The sequence below is a fragment of the Saccharomonospora sp. genome (genome assembly GCF_027317685.1).
Lineage (GTDB): Bacteria > Actinomycetota > Actinomycetes > Mycobacteriales > Pseudonocardiaceae > Saccharomonospora.
The window spans coordinates 15,522-31,199 of the sequence record NZ_DAHVQP010000080.1 but is presented as its reverse complement, the minus strand read 5'-3'; the positions used below and the strand labels follow the sequence as shown (position 1 = coordinate 31,199).

Below are 15,678 nucleotides of genomic sequence, written 5' to 3'. Positions count from 1 at the left end.
CGACCTTGTCGAGCGCCTCGGCGATCAGCTCACCGATGGTCTTGTCGGCCGCGGAGATCGACGCGGTGGCCGCGATCTGCTCCTTGGTCTCGACCTCCTTGGCCATCTTGTGCAGCTGCTCGGTGATGGCCTCGACGGCCTGCTCGATGCCGCGCTTCAGCGCGATCGGGTCGGCACCGGCGGCAACGTTGCGCAGCCCCTCCTTGACGAGGGCCTGGGCGAGCACGGTGGCGGTGGTGGTGCCGTCACCCGCGACGTCGTCGGTCTTCTTGGCAACTTCCTTGACGAGCTCGGCCCCGATCTTCTCCCACGGGTCCTCGAGCTCGATCTCCTTCGCGATCGAGACACCGTCGTTGGTGATCGTCGGCGCGCCCCACTTCTTCTCGAGCACGACGTTGCGGCCCCGGGGGCCGAGCGTCACCTTGACGGCCTCCGCGAGGGTGTTCAGCCCGCGCTCAAGGCTGCGACGGGCTTCCTCGTCGAACGCAATCAGTTTGGCCATTGCGGTGTGGTCCTCCGGTAGTCAGGACACGTCCTCGGCCAGGCTCGGTGCCCGCGACGGACGACCAGTTCGGCAGCGTGATCACGCCGGCGAACGTGGCCTCACCGTCCCGACCTTCAGGCGGTGGTCGACGACCGACCGCCTAGCACTCGACGGTGTCGAGTGCCAATTCCGTGTTTAGCACTCTCAGGGTGAGAGTGCAAGCAAGGGGGGCTCGAGCCATCCGGCTACACCACGCTCCTCACCCGGGCGATTTATGCCACTTTGCGACGAGCATCACTCCCCCGGGCGACCCAATCGACTTAAGTTAGCCTTACCTATCCCAGGTCTTGATCTTTGAGGGAGCGAACATGCGCACGAGACATCGCGGAAGATGGCTCGCAGCCCTGATGGTGGGCCTACTGGGCCTGGTGGCCGCGTGCGGCGGCGATTCGGAGGCCGACACGGCCGAGTCCGAGAACTCGATCGCGGTCGAACACGCCCAGGGCACCACCACACTGGATGGTACGCCGGAACGAATCGTCGTCTTCGATCTCGGTGTGCTCCAGACACTGGACACCCTCGGCGTCGAAGGCGTGGTGGGTGTTCCCGAGGTCGCGAACCTGCCCGAAGACCTGAGCGAATACGGCTCCGACGACTACACCAAAGTCGGCAGCCTCAAGGAACCCGACTACGAACAGGTCAATGCCCTCGAACCCGACCTGATCATCGTCGCGGCGCGGTCCGCCCCTGCCTACGGAGAACTGTCCGAGATCGCCCCGACCGTCGACTTGAGTGTCGACACGACCGACTTCCTCGCCAGCGCCACCGAGCGCATCGAGACGCTGGGCAGCCTGTTCGGCAAGGAGGACGCGGTGCGCGACCGGCTCGACGAGCTGGCCGCCAAGGCCGAGGAAGTGAAGAACTCGGGTGCCGCCGACAAGACCGGACTGGTCATCCTCACCACCGGAGGCAAGATCAGCGCCTACGGCCCCGGTTCCCGGTTCGGCATCATCTACGACGACCTCGGAGTGCAGCCCGCCGTCGACGACCTGTCCGCCGACACGCACGGTGACGCCATCTCCTCGGAGTTCATCGCCGAGGCCAACCCCGACCTGCTGTTCGTCATCGACCGGGACTCCGCCATCGGCGAGTCCGGGGAATCGGCCAAGCAGGTACTCGACAACGCTTTGGTGAACGGCACCACGGCGGCCAAGGAGGACGGCATCGTCTACCTCGATCCGTCCACGTGGTACCTGACCTCCAACGGCCTGCCCTCGCTGGAGTCCATGATCACCTCTGTCGGAGACAGCGTGGCGTGACCTCGTCCGCAACCCGGCGGACCGGTGCCCGACGTCTCGGCCCGGTCCGCCGCCGTCACATCGCTCTCGGCGCGGTCCTGCTCGTCCTGGCGGCGTTCGGTTCGCTGTTCGTCGGAGTCACGGAGCTGACTCCCACAGGGCTGCTGACAGGCGACCAGAACCAGCTTCTCGTGCTGTGGGAATCGCGGCTGCCGAGGCTGTTGGCCATCCTGTTGGCCGGTTCGACCTTAAGCGTCGCCGGCCTGGTGATGATGAGCCTGACCCGCAACCGGTTCGTCACACCGTCCACAGCGGGCACTGCGGAGTCGGCATCGCTGGGCGTGCTGGTGGCCACCGTGTTCTTCGGGGCGGAGGCCGTCGGCGTGAAGATGGCGGTGGCCACCGTGTTCGCCCTGCTGGGTACGGGCATGTTCCTGATGCTGCTGCGACGGTTGACGTTCGCCGACATCATCGTGGTGCCGCTGGTGGGCATCATGTTCGGTGGCGTCATCTCGGCGATCAGCACCTTCTTCGCCTATCGCTTCGATCTGCTGCAGACGCTGTCGGCGTGGACCAGCGGCGAGTTCTCCGGTGTGCTGAAGGGCCGCTACGAACTGCTGTGGATCACAGCGGCGGCGGCACTCGTCGGCTATCTCTTCGCCGATCGCTTCACCCTCGCCGGACTCGGCAGGGACTTCGCCGTCAACCTCGGCGTGCACTACGACAGGGTGGTCACCACGGGACTCATGCTGGTGTCGGTGATCACTGCTGTGGTGGTGGTGACGGTGGGCAACATCCCGTTCCTGGGGCTGGTCGTGCCCAACATCGTCACGCTCATACTCGGCGACAACCTGCGCCGGGCGCTGCCCGTCACCGCGTTGGCGGGCGGGTTCTTCGTGCTGTGCTGCGACGTGCTGGGCCGCACGATCCGCTATCCGTACGAGATCCCGGTCGAGACGATCGCGGGAGTCGTGGGCGCGGGCCTGTTCATCTTCCTCGTGCTGCGGGCCCGGCGGAGGACGGCATGACCGAGGCACAAGCCGGAGCGAGCCGGAAAGCAACGAAGGACGTGGTGGGTCAACGTCGCGTCCTCGGCGTACTCACCGTGGTGGCACTGGCGACCGTGGTCGCGTTCTGCACCATCGGCCTCACCGGCAACCTGGAGTACGCGCTAGGCATCCGCCTGCGCAAGGTGGCGGCCATGGTCGCGGTCGGGATCGCCGTCGGTTACTCCAGCGTGCTGTTCCAGACCGTGACGAACAACCGCATCCTCACCCCCCAGATCATGGGGTTCGACTCGTTGTTCGTGCTCATCCAGACGCTGATCGTGTACTTCGCGGGAGCCATCGCGCTCAGCAGCACCGATCCACGTCTGCTCTTCACGGTCCAATCCGGTCTGATGATCGTCTTCGCGTTCGCGCTGCACCGGTGGTTGTTCGACCGCAACAGCCGTGACCTCTACCTGCTCGTGCTCGTCGGGGTCATCTTCGGAACGCTGTTCTCCAGCCTGTCGTCGTTGGCGTCGCGACTGATCAACCCGAACGACTTCGTGACCCTGCAGGACAGCCTCTTCGCTAGCTTCAACTCGGTGGACGAGAGCCTGCTGTGGTTCTCGGCCGTGCTGCTCGTCGCGCTCGGCGCCTGGGGAGCACGACTGTTCCGCAAGCTCGACGTCGTGGCACTCGGCAGGGACACGTCGATCAGCCTCGGCGTTCACCACAGATCCGTGGTCAACCGCAGCCTGGTGATCATCGCGGTACTGGTGTCGGTGTCCACGGCGCTCGTCGGCCCAATCACGTTCCTCGGCGTGCTGGTGGCCAACCTGGCGAGACAACTCACCCGCACGTTCCGTCACGCGGTCGTCGTGCCCGCCGCCTCCCTGGTCGCGATCATCACCCTCGTCGGGGGGCAGCTCGTACTGGAACAGGTACTCGGCATGGACACCGCGCTCAGCGTGGTCATCAACTTCGGCGGCGGCCTCTACTTCCTCGTCCTGCTCGTCCGGGAGTCCACACGATGATCGAAGTCAACGGCGTCACCAAGAAGTACGGCAACACCACTGTCGTCGACGATGTCTCACTGTCCATTCCGTCCGGTGGAGTCACCTCGGTGATCGGGGCGAACGGGGCGGGTAAATCCACCCTGCTATCCATGATCAGCCGGTTGATTGAGCCGGACAGCGGGTCGATCAGCGTGGATGGGCTCGACGTCTCCACCACGGCGACCGAGGAACTGGCACGGCGATTGGCCGTGTTGCGGCAGGACAACTACACGGCCGTACGGCTCACCGTTCGAGAACTCGTCTCGTTCGGCCGGTTCCCCCACTCCCGTGGGCGGCTGACCTCATCGGACCACGAAATCATCGACGACGCCATCGACTACTTCGAGCTGTCCGGATTCGCCGACCGTCCACTCGACACACTGTCGGGTGGGCAGCGGCAACGTGCCCACGTGGCGATGGTGCTGTGCCAGAGCACCGACTACGTACTGCTGGACGAGCCATTGAACAATTTGGACATGAGGCACTCGGTCCAGATCATGCGCAGGCTGCGGAACATGGCCGACGAGTACGGCAAGACTGTCGTCATGGTGGTGCACGACATCAACTTCGCGGCGCGTTACTCCGACCGCGTCGTCGCCATGCGGGACGGCGGTGTGGTGGCCCACGGAGAAGTCGGCGACATCATGACGCCGACCGTGCTCCGGGCCGTCTTCGACCTCGACATCGAAGTACACGAACTCGCCGGACACCGCATCGGCGACTTCTACGGCTGACCCCGATCACCCTTCGGGAACGATCGGGATGTTCGTCGGAGGAAGGTTGTCCGGCTGGCCCGGGTCCGGCACTTCCTGCTGACCGCCCGGACCGATCGGGATCTCCGGGATCGACGTGGTCGTGCTCGGCGTGATGTCGAGCTCGTTGGTGCCGCCTTTCCGGTCCTCTTCGCTACCGAGGGTCAGGTACAGCACGAGCACGACCCCGGCACCGACGATCACGGCCGCCAGCGCCCACACCCACCACGGCGTGGAACGTTCGGTGGGCGCGGAACCGTATCCCTGGGCGGGGGCATGGTGCCCGGGCGGCCCACCGGGCGGCGGCATGGGGGAGCCGTGCGGTGGTGTGCCGTACGGCGAGGCCATCGGCGCCGCGTGCGGCGCGGGCCCGTATCCGGGCTGAGGCGGCTGGCCGGGTTGCGCTGCGGGCTGCCCACCGGGAAAGCCCGGCATCGGTGGCCGCCCCGGCTGAGGCGGCGACCCCACTTGCCCGGGCTGGCCCGGCTGGCCGGGTTGCCCGAACTGGCCGGGCCCGGTTTGCGGCCCCTGGAGTCCCAGAAGTCCCTGCTGCCCTGAAGGCCCCTGTTGTCCCTGCTGTCCCTGTTGTCCCCGCTGCATCACGGGCCCACTTCCCTGCTGAGCGCCGAGAGGACGCATCGGCATGCCCTCGCCCTGCCCGGGCCTCTGCCGGGAGCCATCCGGCGCCGCGTCCGCACCGCCCTCCAGCGCCTTCCGCGCAGCCTCCACCAACTCCACACAACTGGAGTAGCGCTGGTCGGCCGACTTGGCCATCCCCTTGCGCACCACCTCGTCGATGGCGGGTGGCAACGACGGCACGGCACAGGAGACGGACGGCACGTCACCGCTCAGATGACCCTTGATCACCGTCTGCACGTCGCCCTTGAACGGCGGCTGTCCCGTGAGGCAGGCGAAAAGCATGCACGCGAGCGCGTACTGGTCGGTGCGCCCGTCGAGCGGCTCACCCCGTAGGTGCTCGGGCGCGGCATACGTCGGTGAGCCCAGGAAGTCCCCGCTACGGGTCCGGTGGCCCGTGGTACCGCGCCGCGTCAACCCGAAATCAGCGATGTAGACGTGTTCCCGCGCCGACTCACGACTGGTGACCAACACGTTCGCCGGTTTGACGTCGAGGTGGACGAGGCCGCGCTCATGCAGCGTGTCGAGGGCGTCGGCGACCTGTTCGAGCAGGCCGAGAGCACGCTCGGGCTCCATCGGACCGTTCCCGACGAGACTCGCCAAATCAGAACCATCGACGAGCCGCATCGCGATGTAGAGCATCCCGTCGAGCTCGCCGAAGTCGTACAGCGGCACGATGTTGGCGTGATCGATGGCCGAGGTGTTGCGCGCCTCGTCGACGAACCGTTCGCGGAACTCCGCGTCCGCACCGAGGTGCTCCCCGATCACTTTGAGGGCCACCTTGCGTCCCAGACGCACATCGGTGGCCCTGTACATCACGCTCATGCCACCTCGGCCGAGCACACCGTCGATGCGGTAGTTGCCCAGCCTCCGACCGGTCAGGTCGGCCGACTCCTCGTCTGCCACAGAGCGCAGCCTAACGTCTGTGCATCGGCTCCGACGCCAGTGTCCGGTGTCCCGTGACGCGAGCCCCGGAGCCGGGAACGTGAGCTACGAGACCTTACGGACGTCCGCGGCCTGGCTGCGGCCATCCCGCCCGGCCGTGATCTCGAACTCCACTCGATCACCCTCGTCGAGGGTGCGGAAACCCTCCGCCTGGATGGCGGAGTAGTGTACGAAGACATCAGGTCCATCGGGCGACTCGATGAACCCGTAGCCCTTTTCCGCGTTGAACCACTTGACCGTGCCGACAGCCACGGCGTCCTCCTCGTGCCAAATCAAACGCGGACAGTCTGTGCCTGCCGCGTTCCAAGCGACGATCACGCTACCCGAATCATGCGTCAGAGCAATGGGCAATTCGCGGGAAAACTCGGTCCGACCACGGTTTACCGCTACGCCCGGGCACGCGTCTGCACGAAAATCGTCCCGGGTCCCGCCACATCGAGGGCCAGTCCTTCGCCGGTCCGGATCGACTGCGGTTGCGCGGGATCGAGCGCACGCAACCTCACCTGCACGCTGTCGGGGTAGGCCAACACGAACAGCGGATTGACCGTGAGGACCTCACCCGCCTTCAACGTCAACGAATCCACCGGTCCCCGACAGGCGAGCACTAAAGATCCGGTACCGCTGAAGTGCTTGAGGAACCCGGAATCCCCGCCGAAGAGACTCTGATGAGCAGGCCACGGCTGGTCGTGACGCACGGTGACGGGCCGCGCCAGCACCGCGTCGTGCGCGACCGACCAGCCCAGCCTGCCGCTCAGCTCCAGCGGGTAGACGTCACCGGGATACTTCGGCGCGAGGTCCATCCAGCCGCCCTCCGGCGGAGCCGTGAAGATCGACGGTCCGGAGCCCTTCCCCTTCTTCGAACGCAGCACCCCGAAACTGTGGGCGAGCACGGTGTCAGGGTGGGCCTCCACGGCCTCTCCCCCAGCGAGAACGACACGGGCGACACCGAACTCCGGGGTGTGCCGAGTATGGACACGCATCGGGCCTACCGGGACGGCATCCGGGCGAGCAACCAGCCCAGCAGGGCGTCCGGGTTCCGGGTCTGGGTGAGGATCTGCCCCGGCCCCGCGAAGTCGAACACGAATCCCTCGCCGCTCTTCAACGACTGGATCACACCCTGCGACACCTTGCGCAACTGCGACTGCACGGTGTCGGCGTAGGCCACGACGTGACCCGAGTCGATGGTCACGTACTCGCCCGGCTGGAGGTTGATGACGTCGATGGCGCCGTAGCAGGCCACGAGCAACTGCCCCTGGCCCTGAGCGTGGGTGAGGAAGCCGCCCTCACCGCCGAAGAGGTTGCTGAAGCCACCCCACCTGGTCTCCAGATGGATGCCGTGCGAGTTCGCAAGCCACGACCCCCGCGTGACGCACCAACCCACGCGACCGTCCATCTCGATGAGCTTGAGATCGCCGGGGAGTCCGTTCGCGACGTCCACCCAGCCGCCGTTGGGCGGGGCCGTGTACGTGGAGATGAACATCGACTCACCACCGAGGAAAGCCCTGCCCAGGCCCTTCATGACACCACCTTGGGACCGGGCTTCCATGTGCATCCCGTAGCTGGTGGCGACCATGGCCCCCGCCTCCACCTGCACCGGTTCTTGTGGCGCCAACAACAGCCTGGCGACCGCGAAGGAAGGCTGGTGACGAATCTGTACCTGCACGTACTTCTCCCCTGTTGTGCAATGTCTGGCGCGGAGAGTTTTGCATGCGACGGCCGAACGGCGAGGATGGTCTCGTGATCTCCGTCGAAGAACACAAGGCCCGGGTTCGTGAGGTGGTCGGTGACCGCCCCGTCGTGGAGCGCGCCCTGCCCGACTGCGCGGGCCTGGTACTCGCCGAGGACGTCACCGCGAACGTGTCGCTGCCCCCGTTCGACAACTCCGCGATGGACGGGTACGCCGTGCGCGCGGCCGATGTGGCGAAGGCCGGTCAGGACTCCCCCGTCGAGCTGCCCGTGGGCGCGGACATCCCGGCTGGTCGCACGGACATCCCGACGCTGGAACCGGGCACCGCGCACCGGATCATGACGGGCGCTCCGATGCCGCCGGGCGCGGATAGCGTCGTCATCGTCGAGCACACCGACGGCGGCACTCACCGGGTGCGGATCTCCTCGCCCGCCACTGAGGGCGCACACGTGCGCCGCATGGGCGAGGACGTCGTCGCGGGCACGGTTACCCTCCGCGCCGGCACCGTCCTGGGCCCCGCGCAACTGGGACTCGGCTCAGCCGTCGGCCTCGACCGGCTTCCCGTGTTCGAACCGCCGAGGGTGCTGGTGGTGTCCACAGGGACCGAGCTGGTGCTGCCTCCCGAACCACTGCGTCACGGCCAGATCTACGAATCCAACAGCGTGATGCTGGCGGCGGGACTGTCGGCGCTCGGTTGCCGGGTGAAGGCCGTACGCAGCGTGGCCGACGACGTGTCCCGGTTCCGCGCGACCCTGGAACCGGAACTCGCCGACACGGACCTCGTGGTGACCTCGGGCGGGGTGAGCGCGGGTGCGTACGAGGTGGTGAAGGACGCGCTCGCCGAGGCGGGGGTGGAGTTCGGCAAGGTGGCCATGCAGCCGGGCGGCCCGCAGGGCTGCGGGCGATGGAACGGGGTGCCGGTGGTGACGCTGCCGGGCAACCCCGTGAGCGCGTTGGTGTCGTTCGAGGTGTTCCTGCGGCCCACGCTGCTGGCCGCGCTCGGGCACACGGACACCGAACGGCAGCGGGTACGGGCTCGGTTGGCCGAGACGCTGACCTCGCCGAAGGGCAAACGCCAGTTCCGTCGCGGGTACTACACACCGGGGAAGGGCCAGGTCACGGGTGTGGTCGGCCCGCAGGGCGGCCCCGGCTCACACCTGTTGGCGTCGTTCGCCCAGGCGAACTGCCTCATCGAGGTCGCCGAGGACGTCACCGAGGCGAAGAAGGACTCGATCGTCGACGTCCTCCTCCTATAGACCCCGGCCCCCCAATCATCGTGTCCGCAGGTTGTGTAGCCGTGTCCGCAGGTCGTGTAGCCGTGTCCGCAGGTCGTGTAGCCGTGTCCGCAGCCTGCGTAGCCGTGTCCGCAGGTCGTGCGACTGCGTAGGCGCGGGGGCGACCTCGTGCCGGCCGCCTGTTCTACGCTCGCGCGACATGGGTTTCTTCTCGTGGATCGTCTTCGGCGCCCTGGCGGGTTGGGCGGCCAACCTGATCGTCGGCGGCCGACAGCGCCGCAGGCAGGGCTGCTTGGTCAGCGTGCTGGTGGGCGTGGTCGGTGCGACGCTGGGCGGCTTCGTCTACCAGCTCGCCACGGGTGAGGAGAAGACGTTCGAGTTCGATTTCCCCAGCTTCGGTGTCGCCGTGCTGGGAGCGGTGTTGCTGCTGGCCGTGGTCCGGTTGGTCGAACGGCACCGGTGAGGACGCCGGACACCGTGGGCGACCGCCTTGACCTCCCGAGGACCCCGGCGAACGCGATCGAGCCACGCTTTGTAACGTTTTCCACACAGTTGGTTATCGCCATAACGGTCACGCCCTACCATCGACGGTCCGTGGCCGGGTGGCGTACGACGTCGGGGGGCGGACGCCACCCGGCCCGTCCATACGGAAAAATCGAGGTCCATGAGCTCCAACTCGCTCGGCCATGCCGCGCGTCTCGTCCGTGAAACCCTTCCACCTATGCACCCCGCGGGGCGTCCGTTCGTCGCGGGCGGTGTCGCCGCGACCCTTCTGCTGCGGAGGTTCTCGCCTCGGCTGGGACTACTCGCGGGACTCGGAACGCTGGCGACCGCGGCGTTCTTCAGGGAACCGCAGCGCGTCCCGCCGCTTAGGGACGATCTCGTGTTGTCGGCGGCCGACGGTCTGGTGTCTCTGATCGAAGAGGCGAGTCCGCCCGCCGAGCTCGGCCTGCCCGACCGGCCGCTGACCCGGGTCAGCGTGTTCCTCTCGGTCTTCGACGTTCACGTCCAGCGCATGCCCGTCCGGGGTACCGTCGAGAAGGTGGCCTATCGGCCCGGCAAGTTCCTTTCCGCCGACCTGGACAAGGCTAGCGAGGACAACGAGCGCAATTCCGTACTGCTGCGCACCGACAGTGGCCACCAACTCATCGTCGTGCAGATCGCGGGACTTGTGGCACGGCGTATTGTCTGCCAAGTCGGTGAGGGCGATCACGTCGAGCCCGGTTCGACCTATGGCCTGATCCGTTTCGGCTCACGGGTGGACACCTATCTGCCACCCGGGAGTCGAGTGCTGGTCCGTGAGGGTCAGCGCACCATCGGGGGCGAGACCCCTCTCGCCGAATTGTGAAGCTGCGAAGGACTGAGTTCATGTCCCGGACCACACCTGGCGTCCGCCTGCTGCCCAACGCGGTCACCGTGCTCGCACTGTGCGCGGGGTTGTCCGCCGTGCAGTTCGCTCTGGGAGGCCAGTACGGACTCGCGATCGGCGCCATCGGCCTCGCCGCGGTGCTCGACAGCCTGGACGGGCGGATCGCGCGACTGCTCGATGCCACGTCCAAGATGGGGGCGGAACTGGACTCCCTGGCCGACGCGATCTCGTTCGGTGTGGCTCCGGCACTCGTGCTGTACGTGTGGCTTCCGGATCCGGGCCGGTTCGGCTGGGTCGCCGCGTTGATCTTCGCGGTGTGCATGGTGTTGCGGCTGGCCCGGTTCAACACGCTGCTGGACGACAGTGAGCAGCCGCCGTACGCGAGCGAGTTCTTCGTCGGCGTACCCGCCCCGGCCGGGGGGCTGCTGGCGTTGTTGCCGGTCATGGCCACGCTCGAATTCGGCCAGGGTTGGTGGTCGCACAAGCCGGTCGTCTGGGTGTGGACCGTGGCGATTGCGGTGCTGCTCATCAGCCGGATCCCGACCCTGTCGTTGAAGAAGCTGCGTGTTCCGGCCAAGGCCGCGGCTCCGCTGTTGGTCGCGGTGGGACTGACTGCCGCCGCGATCATCCAGTACCCGCTGATCGTGCTGATCAGTGTGCTGTTGCTGTATCTGGCACACCTGCCGTACTCGGTGCGGCGGTATCGGTGGTTGGCCAATCATCCGGAGGCGTGGGACGTACCGCCGAAGGAGCGCAGGGCCATTCGCCGTGGCCGGACACAGCGCAGGCTCGGTTTGCGTAAACCTCAGTTCCGCAAGGTGGCGGGGGCTGCTCGGCGCGCGGTGAGGCGTCCGAGGGCCACCACCGCGCATGTGCCGAGGGTGTATCCGCCGGACACGGTCGCACCGCCGCCGTCCCGTACCGACAGCCGCGGTCCACGCAAGCGCAACTGGCGTCGGATCGGGCTGCGGCAGAACAAGGATTGACCCACACGACATGAGTCACCCGTTTAGAGTGATGACGTGACATCACCACAGCTGTCGCTGACCGTTCGGCACACCACTTCCGCTCTCGACTCGCGTCGCGGCGTCGTGCGGCTGCATCGCGAAGTGCTCGATGCTTTGGGATTACGCGCTTGGGACGCGGTGCGGCTCACGGGTGCCAGGGTCAGCGCGGCGGTGGCCGCCTGCGCGCCCAACGGGTCGGCTCCGGGCGTGCTGTTGGTCGACGACGTGACGATGGCCAACCTCGGGGTGACGGAGGGTTCCGAGGTGATCGTGGAGCCGTGCGAGGTGAGTGCCGCGCGCACCGTCACCGTGGACGGTTCGCGGTTGGCGCGGATGTCGCTTTCCCCGCACACTCTGAGGCTGGCTCTGCTCGGCAAGGTCTTCACGGTGGGCGACGCGGTGTCGTTGCTGCCGCAGGATCTCGCTCCGCCGCCCGGATCGGATGTCTCCGCGGCCCGGGGTGCGTTGTCGCGCGCGGTCGGGGCCACGTGGACCACCGAGCTGCTCACGATCACGGCGACGGAACCGTCGGGGCCCGTGGCGGTGGGTCAGTCGACCGTCGTGACGTGGCGTGGTGAGACTCCCGAGCCCGCGCCGGAACTTCGGGTGGAGCAGCAGCGGCCGGAGCGGCCCGCGCCGGGCTCGTCCACCGGCGGACCGAACGTCGATGTCGGGTCCGGCGCCGCCGGAGCCGACGAGGGCGCGGAAGAGCCGCCCCCGGTCTCCGACCTCACGGGCGCGGAGTCGACGGCCCAACGGTTGGCGGAGTGGTTCGATCTCGCTTTCCGGCAGCCCGATCTGCTGGCCAAGCTCGGCACGTCGCCGAGGCTGGGGGTTCTGCTGTCCGGGCCGGAGGGCGTCGGTAAGACGACGTTGGTCCGTTCCGTGGCGCGTGCCGCCGATGTCGACGTAGTGATGTTGGAGGCCCCCACTCTCGCCGTGTTGGAGCCCGACGCGGCGGTGGCGCGGCTGTCGAACGCCCTGTCCGGCGTCTCCACCGAGCGGCCGTGTGTACTGCTGATCTCCGACATCGACACGCTGCTTCCGGCGTCGCAACCTCCGCCTGTGGCGACGGTACTGCTCGACCGGCTGCGCTCGGCGCTCGCCCGCCCCCGGTTCGCGGTGGTGGCCACCACGGCGCATCCCGAGTCGGTGGACCCTCGCCTGCGCGGGGTGGACCTGCTCGATCGGGAGCTGCGACTCGGTATGCCCGACGCGCGCACCAGGACGGAACTGCTGCGTGTGCTGTTACGCAACACTCCGACCGAACCCGGTATCGACTTGGGAGCCGTGGCCGAGCGCACACCGGGATTCGTGGCGGCAGACCTGGTGGCGCTTCGCAGGGACGCCGCCCTACGCGCGGCGCTACGACACTCGGGTGATGACGAGGAGCCACGTGTCCGGCAGCAAGACCTGCTGGAAGCCGTGGAGTCAGTGCGCCCGATCTCGATGTCCACCACCGACACGTTGGCCACCGGTGGGATCACCCTCGACGACGTCGGCGACATGGCGGAGGTGAAACAGTCGCTGACCGAGTCGGTGTTGTGGCCGCTGCGGTACCCCGACTCGTTCGCACGGTTGGGTGTGGCGCCGCCACGTGGCGTGCTCATCTACGGCCCGCCTGGCAACGGCAAGACCTTCCTCGTGCGGGCGTTGGCGGGTACGGGGGCGCTGAACGTCTTCTCGGTCAAGGGCGCCGAGCTGATGGACAAGTGGGTCGGCGAGTCGGAACGTGCCGTGCGGGAGCTGTTCCGCAAGGCCGCCGAAGCCGCTCCGTCGTTGATCTTTTTGGACGAAGTGGACGCGTTGGCTCCCCGGCGGGGCCAGTCCAGCGATTCGGGAGCGTCCGACCGGGTGGTGGCGGCGTTGCTCACCGAGCTGGACGGTGTGGAACCGCTGCGGGATGTCGTGGTCGTCGGTGCCACCAACCGCCCCGAACTCGTCGACCCGGCACTGCTCCGGCCGGGCCGTCTGGAGCGGCTGATCTACGTGCCGCCACCGGACGCCGAGGCGCGGGCACAGATCTTGCGGGCCGGCGCTCGGAACACGCCACTGGCGGACGACGTCGATCTCGACGTGTTGGCCGATCAGCTGGACGGCTACTCCGCGGCCGACTGCGCCGCGCTGATCAGGGAGGCGGCTCTGGCCGCCATGCGTGAGTCCCTGGAAGCCGCCGAGGTGACGGCACGACACTTGGAGAAGGCGCGGGAGACGGTGCGACCGTCGCTCGACCCGGTGCAGCTCGCGGAGCTCGAAGCCTATGCCAGGTCGCGCTGACGGTCGGCCCTACTTGCCGCCGCGAGGCTCCTCGTAGTCCTTGGTGACGATCACGATCACACCGGCGCCGAAGTCGGCGATGCCGTCGAACCGTGGCTTGGCCTGCAGCCCGAAGTCCTCTGCCAGCGCGCGTGCCGCGGATTCCTCGTCGGTACCGGGACTGAAGTAGGCGGTGCTGGTGGGGATGTTGCTGGCGGAGTAGTTACCGACCTCCACGACGTTCCAGCCACGCACGCTCAGGTGCTCCTCGGCCTCGGCCGCGAGCCCGCCGATGGTGCTGTTGTTGTAGACCCTCACCGGGACCTTCAGTTCGGCCACCGGCTGATCCACCGCGCCGTCGTCCGACGTGCCCTGGTCGGCGTCACTGTCGCCACCGCTCTCACCGTCGCCGCTGTCGCTGCCATCGGCCCCGTTGTCCCCGTCGGAGTCACCGCTGTCGCCTCCGGTGCCGTCCGGTGGGGACTGCGGCGCCGATCCATCCGGTGCGTCGGGCTCACCACCGCCGGTGCCGCGCTCGGTGGCGTCGGGCCCGGCGGGTGAGGTGGCAGCGGCGTTGTCGGGCTCGGCATCGCCCGACACGAGCGTGATGCCTCCGATAGCCGTCGCGACGACCGCGACCGCGAGCAGTCCCAGCCCCGCGGCCCGCAACGGCCTTGACATCCCGTCGAAGATGCTCATGGCAGTTCAATCCCCAACCGCCGTGCCACGCGGGCACGCTGCCGTGAGGCGCGTACCTTCCGAAGCCGCTTCACCAGCATCGGGTCCGCATGCAAGGCTTCCTGCTTGTCGATGAGCTTGTTCAGAATCTGGTAGTAGCGCGTGGGTGACACGCCGAACTGGTCGCGGATCGCCTGTTCCTTGGCGCCCGCGTACTTCCACCACTGCCGTTCGAACGCGAGAACGTCCAGTTCACGCTGGGTGAGACCGACGTCGGAACCGACCTGCTGGGACGGTTGCCCGTCGGGGGCCGTCGACTCCGCGGCGTCCACTGGCACTCCTGGTCAGCTCGGGTGGTTCATACGGCTCTTCTCAGATTGCCATTAGATCACGAAGCGCTCGCCGGAGCCCGTAGCACGCCCGGCGCGTCCGAGTGTCGGGACGGCTAAGATGTCGGCGTGACCATCCACGCCATCTGCATCGCCGGCGAACCCGTTCTGCACCAACCCACGCGCGAGGTCTCCGAGTTCGACGACAAGCTCGCCATGCTCGTCGAGGACATGTTCGAGACCATGTACGCCGCCGAGGGAGTGGGGCTGGCCGCCAACCAGATCGGCGTGGACCTGCGCCTGTTCGTCTACGACTGCCCCGACGACGAAGGCGTGCGGCACAAGGGTGTGGTCGTCAACCCGAAGCTGGAGACCTCGGAGATCCCCGAGACCATGCCCGACCCCGAGAAGGACTGGGAAGGGTGCCTGTCGGTTCCGGGTGAGTCGTATCCGACGGGTCGCGCTTCGTGGGCGAAGGTCACGGGTTTCGACGTCGAGGGCAATCCGATCGAGGTCGAGGGCACCGGCTACTTCGCGCGCTGCCTGCAGCACGAGACCGACCATCTCGACGGCTATCTCTATCTCGACCGACTGATCGGTAGGCACGCCCGCGCCGCGAAGAAGATGCTCAAGGCCAACAAGTGGGGCGTGCCCGGCAAGAGCTGGCTGCCCGAGGCCTGAGACCCAGCGTCGTCACCCCCGTCATCACGTCCACCGCCGCGTCCGAAAACACGCGGCGACATCCGACGAACCCCAAAGCAGCGCGGTCGACCGCACCACCGGTGGCTTGAGGTTCGTTCCTGCGCATGGCATGGTCTGGGGGATAACTACACATCGCGGGAGCTCGCGCCTTGGCGGGCTGAGAGGGCGGCTGGTGTCCATTCTTCGGGACCCGGCGCCGCCGACCGCACGAACCTGACCGGGTAATTCCGGCGTAGGGAGTGATTCCGTCGTGACGACG

At 67.5% G+C, this 15,678-nt stretch carries 17 protein-coding genes and 1 riboswitch; of the genes, 10 read left to right on the top strand and 7 right to left on the bottom strand.

The annotated features are described in order from the left end of the window. On the bottom strand, positions 1-502 hold a 502-nt coding region (locus tag M7H19_RS09575; RefSeq protein WP_298179793.1), incomplete at its 3' end, for a TCP-1/cpn60 chaperonin family protein. A 350-nt stretch (positions 503-852) separates the two neighbouring features. Here M7H19_RS09575 and M7H19_RS09570 point away from each other — a divergent pair. From M7H19_RS09570 to M7H19_RS09555, 4 genes are read left to right on the top strand one after another with little or no spacing between them, the layout of a single operon-like run. Further along, positions 853-1,803, top strand: coding sequence for a siderophore ABC transporter substrate-binding protein (locus M7H19_RS09570; RefSeq protein ID WP_298179791.1), 951 nt, complete (start codon positions 853-855; stop codon positions 1,801-1,803). Next, complete coding sequence (locus tag M7H19_RS09565; RefSeq protein WP_298179788.1) at positions 1,800-2,810, top strand: iron chelate uptake ABC transporter family permease subunit; 1,011 nt, start codon at positions 1,800-1,802, stop codon at positions 2,808-2,810. The genes M7H19_RS09570 and M7H19_RS09565 overlap by 4 nt, the downstream gene beginning before the upstream one ends. Further along, on the top strand, positions 2,807-3,802 hold the full coding sequence (locus M7H19_RS09560; RefSeq protein WP_298179786.1) for an iron chelate uptake ABC transporter family permease subunit: 996 nt from the start codon (positions 2,807-2,809) through the stop codon (positions 3,800-3,802). The genes M7H19_RS09565 and M7H19_RS09560 overlap by 4 nt, the downstream gene beginning before the upstream one ends. After that, entirely contained in the window at positions 3,799-4,557 is a 759-nt protein-coding gene (locus M7H19_RS09555; protein ID WP_298179784.1) for an ATP-binding cassette domain-containing protein, read from the top strand. The genes M7H19_RS09560 and M7H19_RS09555 overlap by 4 nt, the downstream gene beginning before the upstream one ends. Before the next feature lie 6 nt (positions 4,558-4,563). Here M7H19_RS09555 and M7H19_RS09550 read toward each other — a convergent pair whose 3' ends face one another. From M7H19_RS09550 to M7H19_RS09535, 4 genes are all read right to left on the bottom strand, one after another. After that, a complete protein-coding gene (locus tag M7H19_RS09550; protein WP_298179781.1) occupies positions 4,564-6,117 on the bottom strand; it encodes a serine/threonine-protein kinase in 1,554 nt (517 codons plus the stop codon). Between the two features lie 84 nt (positions 6,118-6,201). Further along, positions 6,202-6,408: a cold-shock protein gene (locus M7H19_RS09545; protein ID WP_005466475.1), complete on the bottom strand. Its 207-nt coding sequence runs from the start codon at positions 6,406-6,408 to the stop codon at positions 6,202-6,204. Between the two features lie 134 nt (positions 6,409-6,542). Further along, positions 6,543-7,136, bottom strand: coding sequence for an AIM24 family protein (locus tag M7H19_RS09540; RefSeq protein ID WP_298179779.1), 594 nt, complete (start codon positions 7,134-7,136; stop codon positions 6,543-6,545). A gap of 5 nt (positions 7,137-7,141) precedes the next feature. Then, complete coding sequence (locus M7H19_RS09535) at positions 7,142-7,819, bottom strand: TIGR00266 family protein (RefSeq protein ID WP_298179776.1); 678 nt, start codon at positions 7,817-7,819, stop codon at positions 7,142-7,144. A gap of 74 nt (positions 7,820-7,893) precedes the next feature. On the opposite strand from M7H19_RS09535, the gene glp reads away from it, so the two are divergent. From glp to M7H19_RS09510, 5 genes are all read left to right on the top strand, one after another. Then, the gene (gene glp / locus M7H19_RS09530) at positions 7,894-9,099 is read left to right on the top strand and encodes a gephyrin-like molybdotransferase Glp (RefSeq protein WP_298179773.1); all 1,206 of its coding nucleotides are present in this window, start codon (positions 7,894-7,896) and stop codon (positions 9,097-9,099) included. Positions 9,100-9,277: 178 nt separating this feature from the next. Next, entirely contained in the window at positions 9,278-9,541 is a 264-nt protein-coding gene (locus M7H19_RS09525) for a GlsB/YeaQ/YmgE family stress response membrane protein (protein ID WP_298179771.1), read from the top strand. A 201-nt stretch (positions 9,542-9,742) separates the two neighbouring features. Further along, complete coding sequence (locus M7H19_RS09520; RefSeq protein ID WP_298179769.1) at positions 9,743-10,426, top strand: phosphatidylserine decarboxylase; 684 nt, start codon at positions 9,743-9,745, stop codon at positions 10,424-10,426. Between the two features lie 20 nt (positions 10,427-10,446). Continuing rightward, positions 10,447-11,433 (top strand): CDP-diacylglycerol--serine O-phosphatidyltransferase, encoded by a 987-nt coding sequence (gene pssA, locus M7H19_RS09515; RefSeq protein WP_298179766.1) that lies wholly within the window; start codon positions 10,447-10,449, stop codon positions 11,431-11,433. 36 nt (positions 11,434-11,469) lie between these two features. Next, positions 11,470-13,731 carry an AAA family ATPase gene (locus M7H19_RS09510; protein WP_298179762.1) on the top strand — a complete coding sequence of 754 codons (2,262 nt, stop codon included), beginning with the start codon at positions 11,470-11,472 and terminating at the stop codon, positions 13,729-13,731. A gap of 9 nt (positions 13,732-13,740) precedes the next feature. Here the strand turns inward: M7H19_RS09510 and M7H19_RS09505 are convergent, their stop codons facing one another. Further along, positions 13,741-14,409, bottom strand: a complete 669-nt coding sequence (locus M7H19_RS09505) for a LytR C-terminal domain-containing protein (RefSeq protein ID WP_298179761.1) — start codon at positions 14,407-14,409, stop codon at positions 13,741-13,743. Next, positions 14,406-14,720 (bottom strand): DUF3263 domain-containing protein, encoded by a 315-nt coding sequence (locus M7H19_RS09500; RefSeq protein ID WP_298179760.1) that lies wholly within the window; start codon positions 14,718-14,720, stop codon positions 14,406-14,408. Before M7H19_RS09500 ends, M7H19_RS09505 begins: the two co-directional genes overlap by 4 nt. Positions 14,721-14,846: 126 nt before the next feature. Between M7H19_RS09500 and M7H19_RS09495 the strand changes: the two genes are divergently transcribed. Further along, entirely contained in the window at positions 14,847-15,398 is a 552-nt protein-coding gene (locus tag M7H19_RS09495) for a peptide deformylase (protein WP_298179759.1), read from the top strand. 144 nt (positions 15,399-15,542) lie between these two features. Continuing rightward, positions 15,543-15,673: riboswitch (TPP riboswitch) on the top strand. The last annotated feature ends 5 nt before the right edge of the window (positions 15,674-15,678 follow it).

What these genes read in the sequence shown, in the direction of transcription:
- M7H19_RS09570 (WP_298179791.1), top strand. Translation starts at nt 853, where the DNA reads ATGCGCACGAGACATCGCGGAAGATGGCTCGCAGCCCTGATGGTGGGC.
- M7H19_RS09560 (WP_298179786.1), top strand. Translation starts at nt 2,807, where the DNA reads ATGACCGAGGCACAAGCCGGAGCGAGCCGGAAAGCAACGAAGGACGTG.
- M7H19_RS09555 (WP_298179784.1), top strand. Translation starts at nt 3,799, where the DNA reads ATGATCGAAGTCAACGGCGTCACCAAGAAGTACGGCAACACCACTGTC.
- M7H19_RS09540 (WP_298179779.1), bottom strand. Translation starts at nt 7,136, where the DNA reads ATGCGTGTCCATACTCGGCACACCCCGGAGTTCGGTGTCGCCCGTGTC.
- M7H19_RS09525 (WP_298179771.1), top strand. Translation starts at nt 9,278, where the DNA reads ATGGGTTTCTTCTCGTGGATCGTCTTCGGCGCCCTGGCGGGTTGGGCG.
- M7H19_RS09520 (WP_298179769.1), top strand. Translation starts at nt 9,743, where the DNA reads ATGAGCTCCAACTCGCTCGGCCATGCCGCGCGTCTCGTCCGTGAAACC.
- pssA (WP_298179766.1), top strand. Translation starts at nt 10,447, where the DNA reads ATGTCCCGGACCACACCTGGCGTCCGCCTGCTGCCCAACGCGGTCACC.
- M7H19_RS09505 (WP_298179761.1), bottom strand. Translation starts at nt 14,409, where the DNA reads ATGAGCATCTTCGACGGGATGTCAAGGCCGTTGCGGGCCGCGGGGCTG.